General features: G+C 70.9%; 19 protein-coding genes and 2 tRNA genes. 7 read left to right on the forward strand and 14 right to left on the reverse strand.

The window, feature by feature from the left end; genetic code table 11:
• Positions 1-9 precede the first annotated feature (9 nt).
• Positions 10-603: a DUF3558 domain-containing protein gene (locus C9992_RS03410; RefSeq protein ID WP_106814155.1), complete on the reverse strand. Its 594-nt coding sequence runs from the start codon at positions 601-603 to the stop codon at positions 10-12.
• Positions 604-692: 89 nt separating this feature from the next.
• On the opposite strand from C9992_RS03410, the gene rsmD reads away from it, so the two are divergent.
• Entirely contained in the window at positions 693-1,256 is a 564-nt protein-coding gene (gene rsmD / locus C9992_RS03415) for a 16S rRNA (guanine(966)-N(2))-methyltransferase RsmD (RefSeq protein ID WP_106814156.1), read from the forward strand.
• Between the two features lie 18 nt (positions 1,257-1,274).
• On the opposite strand, the gene thiL is transcribed toward rsmD, so the two are convergent.
• Positions 1,275-2,270, reverse strand: a complete 996-nt coding sequence (gene thiL, locus C9992_RS03420; protein WP_106814157.1) for a thiamine-phosphate kinase — start codon at positions 2,268-2,270, stop codon at positions 1,275-1,277.
• Positions 2,271-2,357: 87 nt separating this feature from the next.
• Here thiL and C9992_RS03425 point away from each other — a divergent pair, with 87 nt between their 5' ends.
• Positions 2,358-2,855, forward strand: coding sequence for a DUF3515 family protein (locus C9992_RS03425; RefSeq protein ID WP_407662206.1), 498 nt, complete (start codon positions 2,358-2,360; stop codon positions 2,853-2,855).
• Positions 2,856-2,866: 11 nt separating this feature from the next.
• Here C9992_RS03425 and C9992_RS03430 read toward each other — a convergent pair whose 3' ends face one another.
• From C9992_RS03430 to C9992_RS03465, 8 genes are all read right to left on the reverse strand, one after another.
• Complete coding sequence (locus C9992_RS03430; protein ID WP_106814158.1) at positions 2,867-3,958, reverse strand: D-alanine--D-alanine ligase family protein; 1,092 nt, start codon at positions 3,956-3,958, stop codon at positions 2,867-2,869.
• The gene (locus C9992_RS03435) at positions 3,858-4,994 is read right to left on the reverse strand and encodes an NAD(P)H-dependent glycerol-3-phosphate dehydrogenase (protein WP_106814159.1); all 1,137 of its coding nucleotides are present in this window, start codon (positions 4,992-4,994) and stop codon (positions 3,858-3,860) included. The genes C9992_RS03430 and C9992_RS03435 overlap by 101 nt, the downstream gene beginning before the upstream one ends.
• Positions 4,984-5,748 (reverse strand): lysophospholipid acyltransferase family protein, encoded by a 765-nt coding sequence (locus C9992_RS03440; RefSeq protein WP_106814160.1) that lies wholly within the window; start codon positions 5,746-5,748, stop codon positions 4,984-4,986. Before C9992_RS03440 ends, C9992_RS03435 begins: the two co-directional genes overlap by 11 nt.
• 4 nt (positions 5,749-5,752) lie before the next feature.
• Positions 5,753-7,135 (reverse strand): UDP-N-acetylglucosamine 1-carboxyvinyltransferase, encoded by a 1,383-nt coding sequence (murA, locus tag C9992_RS03445; protein WP_235007955.1) that lies wholly within the window; start codon positions 7,133-7,135, stop codon positions 5,753-5,755.
• A gap of 74 nt (positions 7,136-7,209) precedes the next feature.
• Positions 7,210-7,830, reverse strand: a complete 621-nt coding sequence (leuD, locus tag C9992_RS03450) for a 3-isopropylmalate dehydratase small subunit (RefSeq protein ID WP_106814161.1) — start codon at positions 7,828-7,830, stop codon at positions 7,210-7,212.
• A gap of 1 nt (position 7,831) precedes the next feature.
• Entirely contained in the window at positions 7,832-9,313 is a 1,482-nt protein-coding gene (gene leuC / locus C9992_RS03455) for a 3-isopropylmalate dehydratase large subunit (RefSeq protein ID WP_106814162.1), read from the reverse strand.
• A 171-nt stretch (positions 9,314-9,484) separates the two neighbouring features.
• Positions 9,485-10,228: a hypothetical protein gene (locus C9992_RS03460; protein ID WP_106814163.1), complete on the reverse strand. Its 744-nt coding sequence runs from the start codon at positions 10,226-10,228 to the stop codon at positions 9,485-9,487.
• Between the two features lie 50 nt (positions 10,229-10,278).
• Positions 10,279-11,310 (reverse strand): TerC family protein, encoded by a 1,032-nt coding sequence (locus C9992_RS03465; RefSeq protein WP_106814164.1) that lies wholly within the window; start codon positions 11,308-11,310, stop codon positions 10,279-10,281.
• A 237-nt stretch (positions 11,311-11,547) separates the two neighbouring features.
• Between C9992_RS03465 and C9992_RS03470 the strand changes: the two genes are divergently transcribed.
• The 4 genes from C9992_RS03470 to C9992_RS03485 are packed head-to-tail and all read left to right on the forward strand — an operon-like array spanning position 11,548 to position 14,036.
• Positions 11,548-12,117 carry an RNA polymerase sigma factor gene (locus tag C9992_RS03470; protein ID WP_106814165.1) on the forward strand — a complete coding sequence of 190 codons (570 nt, stop codon included), beginning with the start codon at positions 11,548-11,550 and terminating at the stop codon, positions 12,115-12,117.
• Positions 12,114-13,283 (forward strand): DUF4349 domain-containing protein, encoded by a 1,170-nt coding sequence (locus C9992_RS03475; protein ID WP_106814166.1) that lies wholly within the window; start codon positions 12,114-12,116, stop codon positions 13,281-13,283. The genes C9992_RS03470 and C9992_RS03475 overlap by 4 nt, the downstream gene beginning before the upstream one ends.
• A 31-nt stretch (positions 13,284-13,314) precedes the next feature.
• Complete coding sequence (locus C9992_RS03480; RefSeq protein WP_106814167.1) at positions 13,315-13,677, forward strand: YidH family protein; 363 nt, start codon at positions 13,315-13,317, stop codon at positions 13,675-13,677.
• Positions 13,674-14,036, forward strand: coding sequence for a DUF202 domain-containing protein (locus C9992_RS03485; RefSeq protein WP_106814168.1), 363 nt, complete (start codon positions 13,674-13,676; stop codon positions 14,034-14,036). The genes C9992_RS03480 and C9992_RS03485 overlap by 4 nt, the downstream gene beginning before the upstream one ends.
• A 44-nt stretch (positions 14,037-14,080) precedes the next feature.
• On the opposite strand, the gene C9992_RS03490 is transcribed toward C9992_RS03485, so the two are convergent.
• Together C9992_RS03490 and C9992_RS03495 are read right to left on the reverse strand one after the other, a co-directional pair.
• A tRNA-Glu gene (locus C9992_RS03490) sits at positions 14,081-14,153 on the reverse strand.
• Positions 14,154-14,196: 43 nt separating this feature from the next.
• Positions 14,197-14,272, reverse strand: a tRNA-Glu gene (locus C9992_RS03495).
• Between the two features lie 118 nt (positions 14,273-14,390).
• On the opposite strand from C9992_RS03495, the gene C9992_RS03500 reads away from it, so the two are divergent.
• The gene (locus C9992_RS03500) at positions 14,391-15,029 is read left to right on the forward strand and encodes an MBL fold metallo-hydrolase (RefSeq protein ID WP_106814169.1); all 639 of its coding nucleotides are present in this window, start codon (positions 14,391-14,393) and stop codon (positions 15,027-15,029) included.
• Positions 15,030-15,134: 105 nt separating this feature from the next.
• Here C9992_RS03500 and C9992_RS03505 read toward each other — a convergent pair whose 3' ends face one another.
• Both C9992_RS03505 and C9992_RS03510 read right to left on the reverse strand, forming a co-directional pair.
• Entirely contained in the window at positions 15,135-15,404 is a 270-nt protein-coding gene (locus C9992_RS03505) for an HPr family phosphocarrier protein (protein ID WP_106814170.1), read from the reverse strand.
• A 63-nt stretch (positions 15,405-15,467) separates the two neighbouring features.
• A complete protein-coding gene (locus C9992_RS03510; RefSeq protein ID WP_106814171.1) occupies positions 15,468-17,516 on the reverse strand; it encodes a PTS fructose transporter subunit IIABC in 2,049 nt (682 codons plus the stop codon).
• Positions 17,517-17,531 lie beyond the last annotated feature (15 nt).

Genomic DNA, 17,531 nt, shown 5'->3' on the forward strand with positions numbered 1-17,531 from the left:
GTCGGCGGCTCAGACGAAGATGGACTGCACGATCTCGGAGAGCAGTGCCCGCCCGTTGCGATTGGCCGTCGACATGTAGATCCACACGCCGTCGCGGGCGACGATCATCTCCTCGGTGTCCTGGCCGGACCCCGGCAGGACGCAGAACTCGGCGCCGAAGTCGTCCGAGACCTGGCAGGTGTATCCCTGCGCGGGCAGCCCGGCGACGGCCGCGTCCACGGCGTCCGGCGTCGCGGTGCTGATGAGCAGGAGCACGCCCGTGGCGTCGCCCACGATCCAGTCGCAGCCCAGCGCGAGGGCGGCACCATCCGGCGCCGGCCGCACGAACCCTTCGCCGTCGCTCTGCAGCGTCATGTCGCCCACGGTCTGCTGCCAGGTCTCGGGCGTGCCGAGGTTCGCACAATCGGTGGGCAGCGTGGGCTGGGTCGAGCCGGTCTCGATCGGGGTGGGCGAAGCCGTCGACGTCGAGCTCGGCTGCGGCGCCGGCTCCACGGTGGCCGTGGCGGTCGGCGATCCGCCGCCGGTCGAACATGCCGAGAGCACGAGGACTGCCGCCACCAGCGCCCCCAGCGCCGTCGAGACCGTCATGCCGCTGCGATTCACCGTGGACTCCTTCCGAACGACTCCCCCGCCGCTGATCCTAGGGGTGCGCGCGGCCAGGCCACCCGCGCGACGAGCGATATCGTGAGAACGTGACGCGCATCATCGCGGGGAAGGCGGGCTCCCTTTCGCTCGACGTGCCCGATGCCGGCACCCGCCCGACCAGCGACCGCGTCCGCGAGTCGCTCTTCGGCGCGCTGGAGTCGGCGGACGCGGTACGCGGTGCGACGGTGCTCGACGTGTACGCCGGATCGGGGGCGCTCGCCCTCGAAGCGGTCAGCCGGGGCGCGACCCGCGCCGACCTCGTCGAGAAGTCCGCACGCGCGGCCACGGTCGCTCAGCGCAACGCGGCGCGGGTCGCCAAGGCGGTCGGTGCCGCCGCGACCATCCGGGTGCATCGCAGCTCGGCCGACGCCTTCCTGCGCACGGCATCGGGGCCGTGGGACCTCGTCTTCCTGGATCCGCCGTACGAGCTGGGCGAGACGGAGCTGACGGCGACCCTCGCTCTGCTGGCCCCGCTGCTGGCCCCGGCCGCGCATGTCGTCATCGAGCGCGCGGCGCGCTCCCCCGGGCCCACCCTTCCGGCAGGTCTCGTGCCGACGCGTGACAAGCGCTACGGCGACACCGCACTCTGGTGGGCGACGACGGCGGACTGAGCTGCGGAGTCGCGATGCTCACCCGGTGCGTGCGTCCCAGTCGCGGTAGGGATCCCACCCGCCACGCCCCGTGAACGGCTGCCCGTCGATGAGCACCGCCTCATCGCCGCGCGCCAGCATCCTGCCGATCGCACGGAAGCCGCGCGGCGGGGTCCGCTCCGGCGGGAAAGTGGCCAGCAGCGCATGGTCCTCCCCGCCGGTCAGAGCCGATTCCGCATCCGGCCGCAGCCGTGCCGAATCGATGGCCACCGTCACTCCGGATGCCGCGGCCAGGCGGGACGCATCGAGCACGAGCCCGTCGGACACGTCCATCATCGCCGTCGCGCCGGCGTCTGCGGCCTCGGGGCCCAGCCACACGGGAGGCGCCGGGCGCAGCTGACTGGCCACGGCGGCGCGCTCACCGGGATCGAGGCGGCTCTCGTCGACGGGGACCGGGTGACCGTCGGCATCCGTGAACCGCTCGAAGAGGATCCGCAGCCCGCGCGCCGCCGCGCCCAGCTCGCCGGCCACCGCCACGACATCGCCCGCGCGCGCCCCGGACCGCAGCACCGGCGTGCGCCCGGCGAGCGCGCCGAGAGCTGTGACGGCGATCGTGAGGGTGTCCGACACGGTGAGGTCACCGCCCTCCACGCGGCACCCGGGCGCGAGATCCCGGCAGGCAGCTCGCAGGCCGTCCGCGAGGCCGTTCACGAACGACAGCCGTGTCGCATCCGGCATCGCGAGCGCGACCAGCAGCGCCGTCGGCGTCGCGCCCATCGCGGCGACGTCAGCGAGATTGACGGCGGCCGCCTTGTACCCGAGGTCGAACGGGCTCGACCACGCGAGGCGGAAGTCCGGGCCGTGCACGAGCGTGTCGACCGTCGCGACGATCCGACCATCTGCGGCGGCGATCACCGCGGCATCGTCGCCCGGGCCCACCAGGGCCTGCGAATCGCCGAGCCTGTCGAGGATGCTGCGCAGGATGCGCCCTTCGCTGAGCTCGCCCACCGTCGGGTCGCTGTTCTGGTCGGCCACGCCACCAAACTACCGCCGGAGCCCGCCGGCCCACCGCCGGCGCCCGCCGGCGACGGCCCGCCGATCATCGGAGGTTAGCCTGGAGGGGTGCGTGTGCTCCCGCTTCTCCTGGTCGCCGGTCTCGTCTCGGTCGCCGCAGGCCTCAGCGGCTGCGCGACGACCGTCGACCTGGATGCGGCACCGGATGCAAACGACCCCGCGTGCGCGGAGGTGAGCGTGCGCCTGCCCGGCACGGTCGACGGTCAGCCCCGCCGCTGGACCGATGCGCAGGCGACCGGAGCGTGGGGCGACCCGTCGGCCGTGCTCCTGCGCTGCGGCGTCGCAGCGCCCGGGCCGACCGAGGCGAAGTGCATCACCCTGGGCGGCGTGGACTGGATCGTCGACGAGTCGCGGGCGCCGCGGTATCTCGTGACCACCTACGGCCGCACACCGGCCGTCGAGGTGTTCATCGACAACGAGACCGTCTCGCCCAACGAAGTGCTCAGCCAGCTCGGCCAGACGGCGGTGCAGAACGGGACGACCGTCGAACGCACCTGCACGCTCACCGAGGAGCTGCTGCCGGACGCCACCGCGTCGGGCGGCTGATCGCGCCGCGCTCAGGCCGCGCGCTCGAGCGCCGTGTCGATGAGCTCGCTGATGAGCTGCGGGTACGACATGCCCGACGCGAGCCAGCACTTGGGGAACATCGAGATGGGCGTGAATCCCGGCATCGTGTTGAGCTCGTTGACGTACAGCCCCTCGGACGTGAGGAAGAAGTCCACCCGCGCGAGCCCCTTGCCGTCCACGGCCTCGAAGGCGCGGACGCCCAGCTGCTGGATCGCGGTGATGTCGGCGTCCGACAGGTCCGCCGGGCACACCACGTCGGCGCCGTCGCCGCCGAGATACTTGCCCTCGAAGTCGTAGAACTCCCGGGTCGTGAGCACGATCTCGCCCGGCAGCGACGCCCGCGGCGCCGCCCCGCCGCGGCCCTCCAGGATGGCGACCTCCACCTCGCGGCCGATGATCGCCGACTCGATGAGGACCTTGTCGTCCTCCGCGAAGGCGAGAGCCAGTGCGGCGTCGAGCTCGGACGCGTCATGCACCTTCGAGACGCCGACGCTCGAGCCGGCGCGCGCGGGCTTGACGAACGACGGCTCACCCAGCGACGCGGCATCCGTCCGGACGCCCTCGGGGTCGCTCTCCCACCGCGCGCGCGTGACCGTCACCCACGGCGACACCGGCACTCCGGCGGCGGCGAGGACGATCTTCATGAAGTGCTTGTCCATGCACAGCGCCGAGTCCAGCACGCCCCCTCCGGCGTAGGGGATGCCGAGGGTGTCGAAGAAGCCCTGCACCGTGCCGTCCTCGCCGTGCAGGCCGTGCAGGATGGGCAGCACGACGTCCAGGCGCCCGAGCTCGTCGACCGTCCCGTCGGCGCGCCGTACCCGCAGCGTGCGATCGGCGCCTCCTTCCGGCCACAGCACGCGGGTGCCGTTGTCGACCACCTCAGGAAGGTGCTGTGCGTCCAGCCCGAACTTGTCGGGCTCGTCGTCCTCCAGGACGAAGACGCCGTCGCGGGTGATGCCGACCGGAATCACCCGGTAGCGGTCACGGTCGATCGCCCGCAGCACCCCGCCCGCCGTTGCGGAACTGATCGAGTGCTCGCTGGATCGACCGCCAAAGAGCACCGCCACCGCCGGCTTGTCCATTCGTCGTCCTCTCGCCCTGGGGGGTGTCGTCGTCGGTCGTGAGATGGGGAGCGATGTCGCGCGGGTTCATCGTGCCGTCCAGCACCATCTTCACCTGCTCCACGATGGGCATCTGCACGCCCACTTCGCGCGCGAGCTGCAGGATGGGCGCGACGGACGCCAGTCCCTCCGCCGTCTGGTTCATCTGCTTGACGACGTCGTCGAAGCGATATCCCTGGCCGAGCAGGCGTCCTGCGGTGTTGTTGCGGCTGAGCGGCGACTGGCACGTGGCGATGAGGTCGCCGAGGCCCGCCAGTCCCTGGAGGGTCTCGTGCTGTGCGCCGAAGGCGACCGCGAAGTCGGTCATCTCGACCAGACCGCGCGTGATGATGGAGGCCTTGGTGTTCTCGCCGTAGCCGACGCCGTCGACGATGCCGATGGCGACGGCGATGAGGTTCTTCAGGACGCCGCCGAACTCCGTGCCGATGACGTCGGTGTTCACGAACGTGCGGAAGTAGCGGTTGCGTGCCCGGCGGGCGACGGCGTCGGCCGTCTCCTGGCTCGTGGACGAGATGACCGCGGCGGTGGGCTGCTCGCGCGCGATCTCCAGAGCGAGGTTGGGTCCCGAGGCGACCGCGATGCGGGCCGGATCGCAGTGCAGCTCCTGCTCGATGACCTGGCTCATGCGCAGTCCGGTGCGGCGCTCGACCCCCTTCATGAGGGACACGATCGGCACATCGGTGTTCGCGATCAGCGGCCGGACGGCCTTGAGGTTCTGACGCACCGCCTGGCTGGGGATCGAGAGGTAGATCTGCTCGGCGCCCTCCAGCGCTTCGGACAGATGGTGCGTGGCGTGCATGCCGCGCGGCAGGTTGATCCCGGGCAGGTACTCGGTGTTGCGCTTGCCCTCCTGGATCTCGGTGGCCAGCTCGGGTCGACGCGCCCACATGGTGACGTGGGCTCCCCCGTCGGCGAGGATCTTGCCGAACGTGGTGCCCCAGCTGCCCGCGCCGACGACGGCGACGCGCGGGCATGCGGCATCCTGCCTACGACTCAAGGCGACCCGTCTCCTTCTGGCCGTGGTCGGCGGGGTTCCAGCGCTCGGCCGGAGCCGGCTCGCCGCGCAGCTGCGACAGCAGCCCCGCGATCTCCGCCATCACCTTGTCGGTCGCCTGGACCAGGGCGGTCTGGGAGGAAGCCCGCCCCTCGTACGCCGACAGGTCCACGGGGTCGCCGACGAGCACCCGCACGCGGCGGCGCAGCGGCCAGAGCTTGAGCTTGCCGTAGCGCGGCAGCACCTGCTGAGAGCCCCACTGCGCCATGGGGATGATCGGGATGCCGCCGGCCAGGGCGAGCCGCACCGCGCCGGTCTTGCCCCGCATCGGCCACAGATCCGGCTCCCGCGTCAGCGATCCCTCGGGATACACGATCACGCCCCGGCCGTCGCGCGCGAGCGTCTGGGAGGCCTGCAGTGTCGCCTTGGCCGCTGCCGCCGATGTGGCGCGGGCCACCGGAACCATGCCGGTGGCCCGCAGCGCCCAGCCGAGGACCGGCACGCGGAACAGGCTCTCCTTCGCCATGAATCGCGGTGCGCGACCCAGCCGCCAGACCGCGAGGGCGACCACCAGCGGATCGATCTCGCTGAGATGATTCGGGGCCAGCACGTACGCGCCGGTGCGCGGCAGCTTCTCGCCCCCCTCGATCTCGACCTTGAAGATCAGACCCATCAGGGGCACCACGATGGCCGCAAGCGGCCAGAAGGCGCTGGGGCGCGTCTTCTCGGCGGACGCGCGCGGGCGAGGCGAGGTCACCGGCTCATCCGATGACGTCGAAGTCGGCGCCGAGCATGTCGAGCTTGGCGAAGAACTTCTCGTAGCCTCTGCGGATGATCCCCACGTTGCGCACGATCGACTCGCCCTCGGCAGCCAGCGCGGCGATCACGTAGCTGTAGCCACCTCGAAGGTCGGGCACCACGACGTCGGCACCTCGCAGCGGAGTGGGCCCGTCGATGACCGCGGCCTGCTCGAGCGCGCGACGGGCGACGCGGCGGCCCGGGGTGTCCAGGCCCTGAGCGTGGACGACGATCGCGGCGCCCATCTGGTTCAGCGCGGCGGTGAATCCGAGCCGGTTCTCGTACACCGTCTCGTGCACGATCGAGGTCCCCTCCGCCTGGGTGAGCGCCACGATGAGGGGCTGCTGCCAGTCCGTCATGAACCCGGGGTGCACGTCGGTCTCGACCATCACGGACTTCAGCGGGCCGCCGCGGCGGAACTGGATGCCGTCCTCGCGGACGTCGAACCATCCGCCGGCCTTGCGGAACACGTTGAGGAAGGTCAGCATCTCCTGCTGGCGAGCCCCGCCGACGAAGATGTCGCCGTCGGTGGCCAGGGCCGCGCACGCCCAGGACGCCGCCTCGTTGCGGTCGAAGATCGCCCGGTGGTCGTAGCCGCGCAGAGAATCGACGCCCTCGATGAAGATCACGCGGTTGGGCTCGTACGAGATGATCGCGCCCATCTTCTGCAGCACGGCGATGAGATCCATGATCTCGGGCTCGATGGCCGCGTTGCGCAGCTCGGTGACGCCCTTCGCACGGACAGCCGTGAGCAGCACCTGCTCGGTCGCGCCCACGCTGGGGTAGGGCAGCTCGATGTTCGCGCCGTGCAGCCCGTTGGGCGCGGTGATGCGAATGCCCTCGTAGCTCTTGTCGACGACCGCGCCGAAGGCGCGCAGCGCGTCCATGTGGAAGTTGATCGGACGGTCGCCGATCCGGCATCCGCCGAGGTCGGGGATGAGCGCCTCGCCGAGCAGGTGCAGCAGCGGCCCGCAGAAGAGGATCGGGATGCGCGACGCGCCGGCGTGGGCGTCGATCTCCTCGAAGTGCGCCGCCACCGCGCCGCTGGGGTCGAGGTGGATGGTCCCCTCTTCGTCGCCGTCCCAGACCCGCACGCCGTGGACCTCGAGGAGCGAGCGCACCACCTGGACGTCGCTGATGTCGGGGACATCGCGCAACGTGCTCGTCGTCTCGCCCAGGAGAGCGGCGACCATGGCCTTGGTGACGAGGTTCTTGGCGCCCTTGACCTCGACCCGCCCGGTGAGCGGGCGCCCACCCCGGATCGCCAGCACTTCACCGGTCACTTCCTGGTCTCCCGCCTTTGCAGTTGCGCTTTCGCCCGCGGCGACGTTCAGAAGTGGCTTCATCCGGTGATCCTCACTTGGTGTGCACGAGGTGCTCTGCGGCGGTCGGGTCGCCCTCGTGGGGCGCCCGGCCCGGCTTACGGAACGGGGAGCGTCCGCGGCCGCCACGCCTCTCGGCGAGCCTCGAACTGCGCGATCTTGTCTTCGTCGCGCAGCGTGAGCCCGATGTCGTCGAGCCCTTCGAGAAGCCGCCACCTAGTGTAATCGTCGATCTCGAAAGCGAATTCCATGACGCGGCCGTCCGGACCGGACGGGTCTGCGAGCCTCGCGGTCCGCTCGTGGAGGTCGACGGTCATCGACGTGCCGGGATCGGCCTCCAGCGCCGCCCAGATCGCCTCGAGGTCGGACTCGGAGATGACTCCCGCCACCAGCCCCTGCTTGCCCGCGTTGCCGCGGAAGATGTCTGCGAAGCGAGGGCTCAGCACGACCTTGAAACCGTAGTCGCGCAACGCCCAGACCGCGTGCTCGCGGCTCGAGCCGGTGCCGAAGTCGGGGCCGGCGACGAGAATGCTCGCCCCGGCGTAGACGGGCTGGTTGAGCACGAACTCGGGGTCCTGACGCCAGCTGGCGAAGAGGGCGTCCTCGAACCCGGTCTTGGTGACCCGCTTGAGGTACACGGCGGGGATGATCTGGTCGGTGTCGACGGCGGACCGCTTCAGCGGTGCCGCGATACCGGTGTGCGTGGTGAACTTCTCCATGTCAGGCCTCCGCCCCGCCTGCCGCGACCGCGACCGGCGCGGGAAGATCACTGGGGCTGGCGAGACGTCCCATCACGGCGGTTGCCGCGGCGACGACCGGCGAGACCAGGTGGGTGCGTCCCCCCTTGCCCTGACGGCCCTCGAAGTTGCGGTTGCTCGTGGAGGCGCACCGCTCCCCCGGCGCCAACTGGTCGGGATTCATGCCGAGGCACATCGAGCAGCCGGCGAACCGCCACTCGGCGCCGAAGTCCTGGAACACCTTGTCCAGACCCTCCGCCTCGGCCTCCAGACGGACCCGCGCCGACCCGGGAACGACCATCACCCGCACGCCGTCGGCCTTCTTGCGCCCGGCGATGATCGAGGCGAACGCGCGGAGATCCTCGATGCGGCTGTTGGTGCACGAGCCCATGAACACCGCGTCGACCTCGACCTGCTTCAACGGGGTGCCCGGCTGCAGGTCCATGTACTCCAGCGCACGCTCGGCGGCGGCGCGCTCGTTCGGGTCCGCGAAGTCCTCCGGGCTGGGGACGGTGTCGCTCAGCGACACGCCCTGGCCCGGGTTCGTGCCCCACGTGACGAACGGCTCCAGCTCGTTCGCATCGAGGAAGACCTCGGCGTCGTAGACGGCGCCCTCGTCGCTGGGAAGGGTGCGCCAGTATGCGACGGCGTCGTCCCAGTCCTTGCCCTTGGGGGCGTGCGGCCGGCCCTCCAGATAGGCGAAGGTCGTCTCGTCCGGGGCGACCATGCCCGCCCGTGCGCCGGCTTCGATCGACATGTTGCAGATCGTCATGCGGCCTTCCATCGACAGCGATCGGATCGCGCTGCCGCGGTACTCCAGCACGTACCCCTGACCGCCGTTGGTGCCGATCTTGGCGATCACGGCGAGGATGATGTCCTTCGCGGTGACACCGGGCTTCAGCTCGCCTTCGACGGTGATGGCCATCGTCTTGAAGGGCTTCAGCGGCAGCGTCTGGGTCGCCAGCACGTGTTCGACCTCGCTCGTGCCGATCCCGAACGCCATGGCCCCGAATGCGCCGTGGGTGGAGGTGTGCGAATCGCCGCAGACGACGGTGATCCCCGGCATCGTCAGTCCCAGCTGCGGGCCGACGACGTGGACGATGCCCTGCTCCTTGTCGCCGAGGGAGTGCAGGCGCACCCCGAACTCCTCGGCATTGCGTCGCAGGGTCTCGATCTGCGTCCGGCTGGTGAGATCGGCGATCGGCTTGTCGATGTCGAGCGTCGGGGTGTTGTGGTCCTCGGTGGCGATCGTCAGGTCCAGGCGCCGGACGGGGCGGCCCTCGGCACGCAGGCCGTCGAAAGCCTGGGGGCTGGTCACCTCGTGCACCAGGTGCAGGTCGATGTAAATCAGGTCCGGCTGACCGTCCGCGCCGCGGACGACGACGTGGTCGTCCCAGACCTTCTCGGCCAGGGTGCGGGGGCGGTCGGGGATGTCGGCGATACGGGGCGCATCGGTCGTGCTCATTGCTTGTCGTTCTCCTCTGTGGGTCATTGCCCGCAATGGGTGGGGCCCGCGACGAACTCCGCGACGAGTGAGGCCTGGGAACTAGGACTCGTCGCGGCCGCTAAGGAGAAGGCGAGCGATCCGCACGAGGCCAGGCTACCACCGCGCGGCGGGGAGGCTGCCTCCGGAGCGTCACATGCCGCCGCTCCCGCCGGCGGGGCGCCGCACCGCGTGGCCCTCGTAGATCCAGACGTCGACGGTGTCGCCGACGAGCACGAACCGGACGGCGGTGCCGGTGGGGAACTGCTTGGTCCACTCCTCGTTCCAGGCCACCGGCACGTCGTAGATCTCCACCATCGGCTGCGCGGGCGGCGGGACGCACGCCACCCCGATGAGGTCGTCGGTGAAGGGCTCGAACACCAGCAGACACGAGTTGCCCAGGACGCTGTCCGCAGAGAACACCTCGAGGCCCAGCACGCGGTCGAACGCGCGCAGGGTCGATTTCATGACCAGCTGCCGTCGCGCGTAGTCGGTGAGTCGCAGCACCTGCTCGCTGGGCGCGGCGCCCGTCTGGTGCAGCGTCACAGCGGGTCGCGGGGCGGTCCACGCCGTCCAGCCGACGATACCCAGGGCGACGATGGTGGCGGCGATGACGCCGGCGAGGAACGCACCGAGTCTGCTGCGGCGCCACCATGGTCGGGTCACGGGAGGGGCAGCCGGCGGTGCGGGCGTCCGCGTCGGCGCGGATCCCGCCCGCCCGCCGGCGTCGGGCGCCGGGTGCGCCGAGGCGGCGAGGTGGAGCGCCTCGAGCTCGGCCAGCCGGGCGGCTGCGACGGGGTCGACGTCGATGTCGGCGTCCACCCCGTACGCACGAGCCCGGAGGGCGGTCAGCTCCGCATCGAGAGCGCCGTCCGCGGGGAGTTCCCCGCTCCGCATGGCGGCAGTATCGCACCGCGCCCCGCCCCGGGCAACGGGCTGTCGCCGGATCAGCTCCGGGCGTCCGGAGTGCCGGTGGAGGGGGCATCCGTCACGGCCTGCCGGCGGTCGCGCGCCGACGCGATGAGGCTCGCGATCGTGGCGACGGCCATCGACACGACGATCACGCCCAGCGACATCCAGGTCGAGATCTCGGGAGCCCACTCGATCGGCTCTCCGCCGTTGATGAAAGGCAGCTCGTTGACGTGCATCGCGTGGAACACGAGCTTCAGGCCGATGAAGGCGAGGATGAAGGCGATGCCGTAGTGCAGGTATCGCAGCCGGTCCAGCAGGTCGCCGAGCAGGAAGTAGAGCTGGCGCAGACCCATGAGCGCGAAGATGTTCGCGGTGAACACGATGAACGGGCTCTGGGTGATGCCGAAGATGGCCGGGATCGAATCGATCGCGAAGAGCAGGTCCGTGACGCCGATCGCCGCGAACACGATGATCATGGGCGTCCAGATCTTCTTGCCGTCCACGACCGTGCGGATCTTCGCGCCGTCGTAGTGGTCGCTGATGTCGATGGTGCGGCGGAGCACGCGGACGATGAAGTTCTCCTGCTTCACCTCTTCGTCGTGGTCGCCGCCCGGGAAGGCCTGACGCCATGCCGTCCACACGAGGAATGCCCCGAAGATGTAGAAGACCCAGCTGAACTGCTCGATGATCGCCGCACCGAGCAGGATGAACAGGCCGCGCAGCACGAGGGCGATGATGATGCCCACCATCAGCACCTCCTGCTGATACCGACGTGGCACCGCGAACTGCGACATGATCAGCACGAAGACGAAGAGGTTGTCGATGGAGAGGCTGTACTCCGTCAGCCAACCGGCGACGAACTGGCCGGCGTACTCACCCCCGGCGAAGATCCACATCAGCCCAGCGAAGATGAGCGCGAGCGTGACGTAGAACACGACCCACAGGGTCGACTCCCTGGCCGACGGGATGTGCGGGCGCTTCAGGATGAGCAGCAGGTCCGCCAGCAGGATGAGGGAGAGGATCACGAGCGATCCGATTTCGAACAGCAGGGGGAGTTCGAGGTCCATGCAGGGCCTTTCGGGTGCGAACGAGGGGTCGGTGGAATCCGAAAGTCTCTCCCCCGCCGGCCGTCCTGCCTGCGGTGCGCACCCGGGGTCGTGGACCCGTGATGACGGATGCGCGATACCGGGATACTCCCTCTCGCTCGCATCAGGATACAGGCTCGGGATGCCGCCTCCGCGCGCTGTGAGACGATTCCCGCGATGCGCACACTCACACGGTGAGAGATGATTCGGAGGATGGGGATGACAGCCGACGACACGCCGGAGGGTGCCTCCGGGGACGCCGCGCTGGTGGCATCGGCCGCGAGCGGGAGCGAGCGCGCCTTCCGCACGCTGTATCGCGCGTACGTGCGGCCGGTGTACTGGCTGGCGCACGGCCTCGTGGGCAATCCCGCCGACGCCGAGGAGGTCACACAGGAGACGTTCCTCGTCGCCTGGCGCAAGCTCCCCGGCTTCGAGCTCGCCGGTGAATCGCTGCTGCCGTGGCTGGCCACGATCTGCCGTCTGCAGTCGGCGAACCGCGTCCGCCGTCAGCGCCGTGACCGCGAGCACACCGCGGCGGCGGCCGACGAGAGCCTCCCGGCGACCGTCGACGTCGAGCAGCAGGTGATCGACGGCACGCTGGCCGAGCTGATCCTGACGGAGGTGGCGGGTCTCAGTGAGCTGGACCGGGCGATCTTCCGGCTGTGCGCCACAGAGGGGTACGGCTACCAGGCCGCCGCCGACGAGCTCGGCGTCGCGCACGGCGTCGTCCGCAATCGTCTCTCCCGCATCCGCACGCGCCTGCGGACCGTCGTGAAGGAGAGCACATGAACACGCATGTCCCGGGCGCAGGCGCGACGAGCGCTCTGCCCGAGCTGAGCGAGAAGCGGATCGACGAGATCGAGGAGGCGGTGTTCGCAGACATCGCCCGCGAGCGCAGCCGGGACGCGGCCCGCCAGCGCCGGCGTCGGCGCGCATGGATCGCGAGTGGCGCCGCTGCCGCCGTCGTGGCCGTCGCCGCCGTGATCGCCCCGGCGGTCGGGGGTCTGGTCGGCGGCACCGCCGGCTCCAGCCAGGACGCAGCGGTCGCGCCCGTCGCGCCGGCCGATTCCGGGCAGGGCTCGAGCGGCACGGAATCGGCCACCACGGACTCGCGCGGTGCGGCTCCCCTGTCTCTGGCGCCCGATGCCGCCGACGGCGCAGCGGGGTCGCTCCCCTCGGGTCGCGACATCATCACGACGGCGACGGCGACGGTCGCCGTGGACGACGTCGACGATGCCACCGGAGCCGTCGCGGAGGCCGCGACCGCCCACGGCGGCTACGTCGAGTCGATGAACGTCGGCTCCCGCGGCGCGGTGCAGCCGGTGACGCCTGCGGAGGGGGGCGTCGTGTACGACACGATGCCCTACCCCGTTCCCACGGACGGCGCGTGGATCTCCGTCCGCGTGCCCGCGGACCAGCTGTCAGTGGTGATGGACGGGCTGTCAGCGATCGGTGAGGTGACCGCGACGAACGTCAACCGGCAGGACGTCACGCAGCAGACGGTGGACCTCGAGGCACGCATCGACGCGGCCGAGGCGTCGGTGCAGCGCCTCACCGAGCTGATGAGTCAGACGCAGAGCGTCGCGGACCTCATCGCGGCCGAGTCGGCGCTGTCGGAGCGTCAGGCCCTGCTGGAGTCGTACCAGCAGCAGCTGGAGGCCCTCGACGACCAGGTGGCGATGTCGACACTGTCGGTGACCGTCCAGCCGCGCATCGAGACCGTCACCGCTGATCCCGCAGGGTTCGGCGACGGGTTGGCGGCCGGCTGGAACGGCCTGATCGCCACCCTGAACGGCATCGTGGTGGCGATCGGCTTCCTCCTCCCCTGGCTCGCCGTCGCTGCGGTGCTCGCGGTGATCGTCTGGGCGATCGTGCGCCTGCTCCGGCGCCGGCGCACGAGCCGGCGGTCGCGTCCGGCGGAGGCGGCGGCATCCGACCGCGACACGACCGACTGAGCAGGGTCTTCGCCCTCGATACTGTGGGACGGTGACTTCGCGCAGATTCCCCCGGTCGGTGTACGGCACGGGCGAAGAGCCGGACGCTCGATTCAGCCTCGCGAATGAACGCACGTTCCTCGCCTGGAACCGGACGGGCCTGGCCCTCATTGCCGGCGGCGTGGCACTGGAGGCGCTGGGGCTCGACCTCCAGCCGGGGCTGCGACTGGCCGCCTCGCTCGTGCTCATCGCCGCCGGCCTCGTGGTGCCCGTCCTCGCCTGGCTGGAGTGGGCGCGCACCGAGCGCGCGTTGCGGGTCGCCGCGCCGCTGCCGGGCTCGGCGACGAGCCTGGCGCTGGCGGCGACCATCGTGCTGGTCGGCGTGCTCGTGCTCCTCGGCGTCGTGCTGCGATGACCGGGCGGCAGCTGTTCGATCCCGGGCTTCAGCCCGAACGCACCGTGCTCGCCTGGCGTCGGACGGCCCTCGCGATCGGCGTCGGATCGCTCCTGGCGCTGCGGATCCTGCCCGCACTCGCACCGGCTCCCAGGTGGGGGCCGCTGTGGCTGCTGCCCGGGATTGTGGGACTCGCGTTCGCCGTGCTGCTCTGGACGCGCTCGCAGGCCCGGCATACGCGGATCACCCGCGCCCTTCTCGACGGGCGCCCCGCCGACCTCCCGGGTGCGGGGCTCCTGCTGCTGGTCACCCTGTTCGTCGCCGGCTGCGCCGTCGTGTCGGGTGTGGTCGTGCTGTTCGCCCTCGTCGGCAACGGATGAGCCCCCGCATCCTGGTGGACACGGGGGCTCATTCATCTGACGGGTGACCCCAGCGGGATTCGAACCCGCGTTACCGCCGTGAGAGGGCGGCGTACTAGGCCGCTATACGATGGGGCCGTACAGCTGTCGACAGCGGGTGCTGCGACCGGTGTTGCCTGACTGGTGACCCCAGCGGGATTCGAACCCGCGTTACCGCCGTGAGAGGGCGGCGTACTAGGCCGCTATACGATGGGGCCGTTCAGGCAACCGTTCGATTATGCCACGCGCCGTCTGCCCGCTCCAAATCGGCGGGAGGGCGGCGGGATGCCGCGCGGGCGGCTTGCCCGCCCGTCGCCGGGACGGTTGACTCGTGGCATGCGAGTCACCAAGTTCGAGCACGCCACGCTGACCATCCAGGACTCGGGGAAGACGCTCGTCGTCGATCCGGGGTCGTTCACTGCGCCGCTGGGCGAACTCGAGGGCGTCGTCGCCGTCGTCATCACGCACGAGCACGCGGATCATTGGACGGCGGATCATCTCGACCGCATCCTGGCGAAGTTCCCCGGCATTCCGATCTTCGGCCCGGAGGGTGTGGCTGCGGCGGCGGCGGACTACGACGTGACGGTCGTGCACCCGGGCGACGTCGTAGACGTCGACCCGTTCCGCCTGGAGTTCTTCGGCGGACGTCACGCGGTGATCCACGAGTCGATTCCTGTGGTCGACAACGTGGGCGTGATGGTCAACGACGCGTTCTACTACCCGGGTGACTCGTACGCCGTGCCGGAGGGCCGCGAGGTCAAGCTGCTGGCATCGCCGGTCGGGGCGCCGTGGCTCAAGATCGGTGAGGCGATGGACTTCGTGCTGGCGGTGGCGCCGCGCCGCGTGTTCGGCACGCACGACATGACGCTGTCGGTCGCGGGCCGCGACTCGGGACGAGCCCGGCTGCGGTGGGCGGCAGAGCAGCACGGGGGCGAACTGGTCGTGCTCGACCCGGGCGACGGCACGGACGTCTGACCGCGGCATCCGCGGGAACGTGGACGACGGATGCCGCAGCGGCTTCGATCCGCGGCATCCGTCGTCACATCTGCGCGGTCCGGTGCACCGGACCGGGGAAACGGCTTACTGAGCGTCGAGGTCGGTCTCGAGGAGCGTGACGAGGGCGTCCAGCGCCTCCTCGGCCCCCTCCCCCTCCGCCTTGAGCGTGACCACGGTCCCCTGCGAGGCGCCCAGGCCCATCAGCGACAGGATGCTGCCGGCGTTCAGGTCGGCGCCGCCCTCGACCGAGATGGTCACCGGCACCGACTGCTCCTGCACGGCCTGCACGAAGAGCTTCGCGGGGCGTGCGTGCAGCCCCGAGCTGCTGGCGATGGTCGCCTGACGTTCTGCCATGGTTCTCTCCTGTCTGCGTCGGACCGCGGCCGGTCGACGTCTCGATTCTGTCGGACGACGGCCTCACACCGCCACGGGTACCGCCGACTCGGCCTCTTCGAGCTCCTTGCGCGCCACCCACTTCTTCAGGGCGATCACCGCGAGCGCCGACACCACCGTCCCGGCCGCCAACGCGATCAGGAACCCCCAAATGGGGTCGATCGCGAAGAGCACGAAGATGCCGCCGTGCGGGGCCAGCGACTGCACGCCGAACGCCATGATCAGCGCACCGGTGACGGCGCCGCCGACCATCGAGGCGGGGATCACCCGCAGCGGGTCGGCTGCGGCGAACGGGATCGCACCCTCACTGATGAAGGAAGCGCCCAGCAGCCACGCCGCCTTGCCGTTCTCGCGCTCCACCGGCGGGAACAGGTCGCGCGCGAGGACGGTGGAAGCCAGCGCCATCGCCAGCGGCGGCACCATGCCCGCTGCCATCACCGCAGCCATGATGAGGTACGGCGTCGGGTTGTCGGCCGAGCCCGCGCTCAGCCCCGCCACCGCGAAGGCGTACGCGACCTTGTTGACCGGTCCGCCCAGGTCGAAGCACATCATGAGTCCGAGGATGACGCCCACGACGATGATCGCGTCGGTGGCGGCGAGGTCGGTGAGCCAGGCGTTCAGTCCCTCCATGAGTGTCGCGATGGGCCGTCCGAGGAACAGGATCATCAGCCCCGAGGCCACGATCGACGCCAGCAGCGGGATGATGGCGACGGGCATGAGGCCCCGCAGCCAGCGCGGCGCTCGGAACGTGCCGATCCACCACGCCACGACACCGGCGAGAAGACCGCCGATGATGCCGCCGATGAAGCCCGCGTTCATGAGCACGGCCACCGCCCCGGCGACGAAGCCGGGAGCGATGCCCGGGCGGTCGGCGATCGCGAAGGCGATATAGCCGGCGAGGGCCGACACCAGGAATCCCATCGACGTCGCTCCGATCACGAACGCGACCGACCCCAGATACTGAGCCAGACCGCCGGCCGGGAGGTCCCACAGCGCGTTTTCGACGATGACGGTGAACGCGTGGTTGTCCGCGTTGACGTTCACTCCGCCGATGAGGAAGCCGAGCGCGATGAGCAGGCCGCCGCCCGCGACGAACGGGATCATGTAGCTGACGCCGGTGAGAAGGATCCGCTGGATCCGTGCGCCCCACGACAGCTTGTCCGCCGATGCCGGCGCCGCCGCGGCGGCGTCGCCGCCGACTCGCGTGGCGTTCGGGGCTGCGGCGGCGGCGAGCGCCTCGGCGATGAGCTGATCGGGCTGCTCGATGCCCCGCTTGACACCCGAGCGCACGACGGGCTTGCCGGCGAAGCGCTGGGGCTCGCGCACATCCACGTCGGTCGCGAAGATCACGGCGTCGGCGCCGGCGATGACCTCCGGCGGCAGCGCCTGGTAGCCGCTCGAGCCCTGCGGCTCGACGACGAGGTCCACGCCGGCGTTCCTGCCCGCGGCGGTGAGCGCGTCGGCCGCCATGAAGGTGTGCGCGATACCGGTCGCGCATGCGGTGACCGCCACGATGCGGCGGGGCGCACCGCCGGAGACGTCCGGCCCTGCCGCCGGCGCCTCGGGGCCGGGAGCGGGTGTCGCCGGCGCGGTGGGCGCGGCGGCTCGGGGCGCCGCATCCCGCTCTCCGATCGCCTCCTCCACGATCGCCACGACGTCGTCGGCGGTTCCCGCCGCACGCAGGCCCGACGTGAAGTCCTCCTGCATGAGGCTGCGCGCGAGCCGGGAGAGCACGGCCAGGTGCGCCTCGGCGGCATCGGCGGGGGCGGCGATGAGGAAGACCAGGTCGGCGGGCCCGTCGGGTGCGCCGAAGTCGACGCCGGGCGCGAGCCGCGCGAACGCGAGCGACGGAGTGGTGACGGCCGGGCTCTTGGCATGCGGGATCGCGATCCCGCCGGGCAGACCCGTCTCATCCTTCTCTTCTCGGGCCCAGGCGTCGGCGTAGAGCGCGTCGGCGTCGTTCGCGCGTCCCTGCGCCACCACGCGGGCCGCGAGGGCGCGGATGACGGTGGACTTGTCGGTCCCGAGTGGGACGTCGAGGCTGACCAGGCCGGGGGTGATGGTCTCGGACACGGTGTCCTCCTGCGG

The organism is Microbacterium timonense (genome assembly GCF_900292075.1).
GTDB classification, from domain to species: Bacteria; Actinomycetota; Actinomycetes; order Actinomycetales; family Microbacteriaceae; genus Microbacterium; species Microbacterium timonense.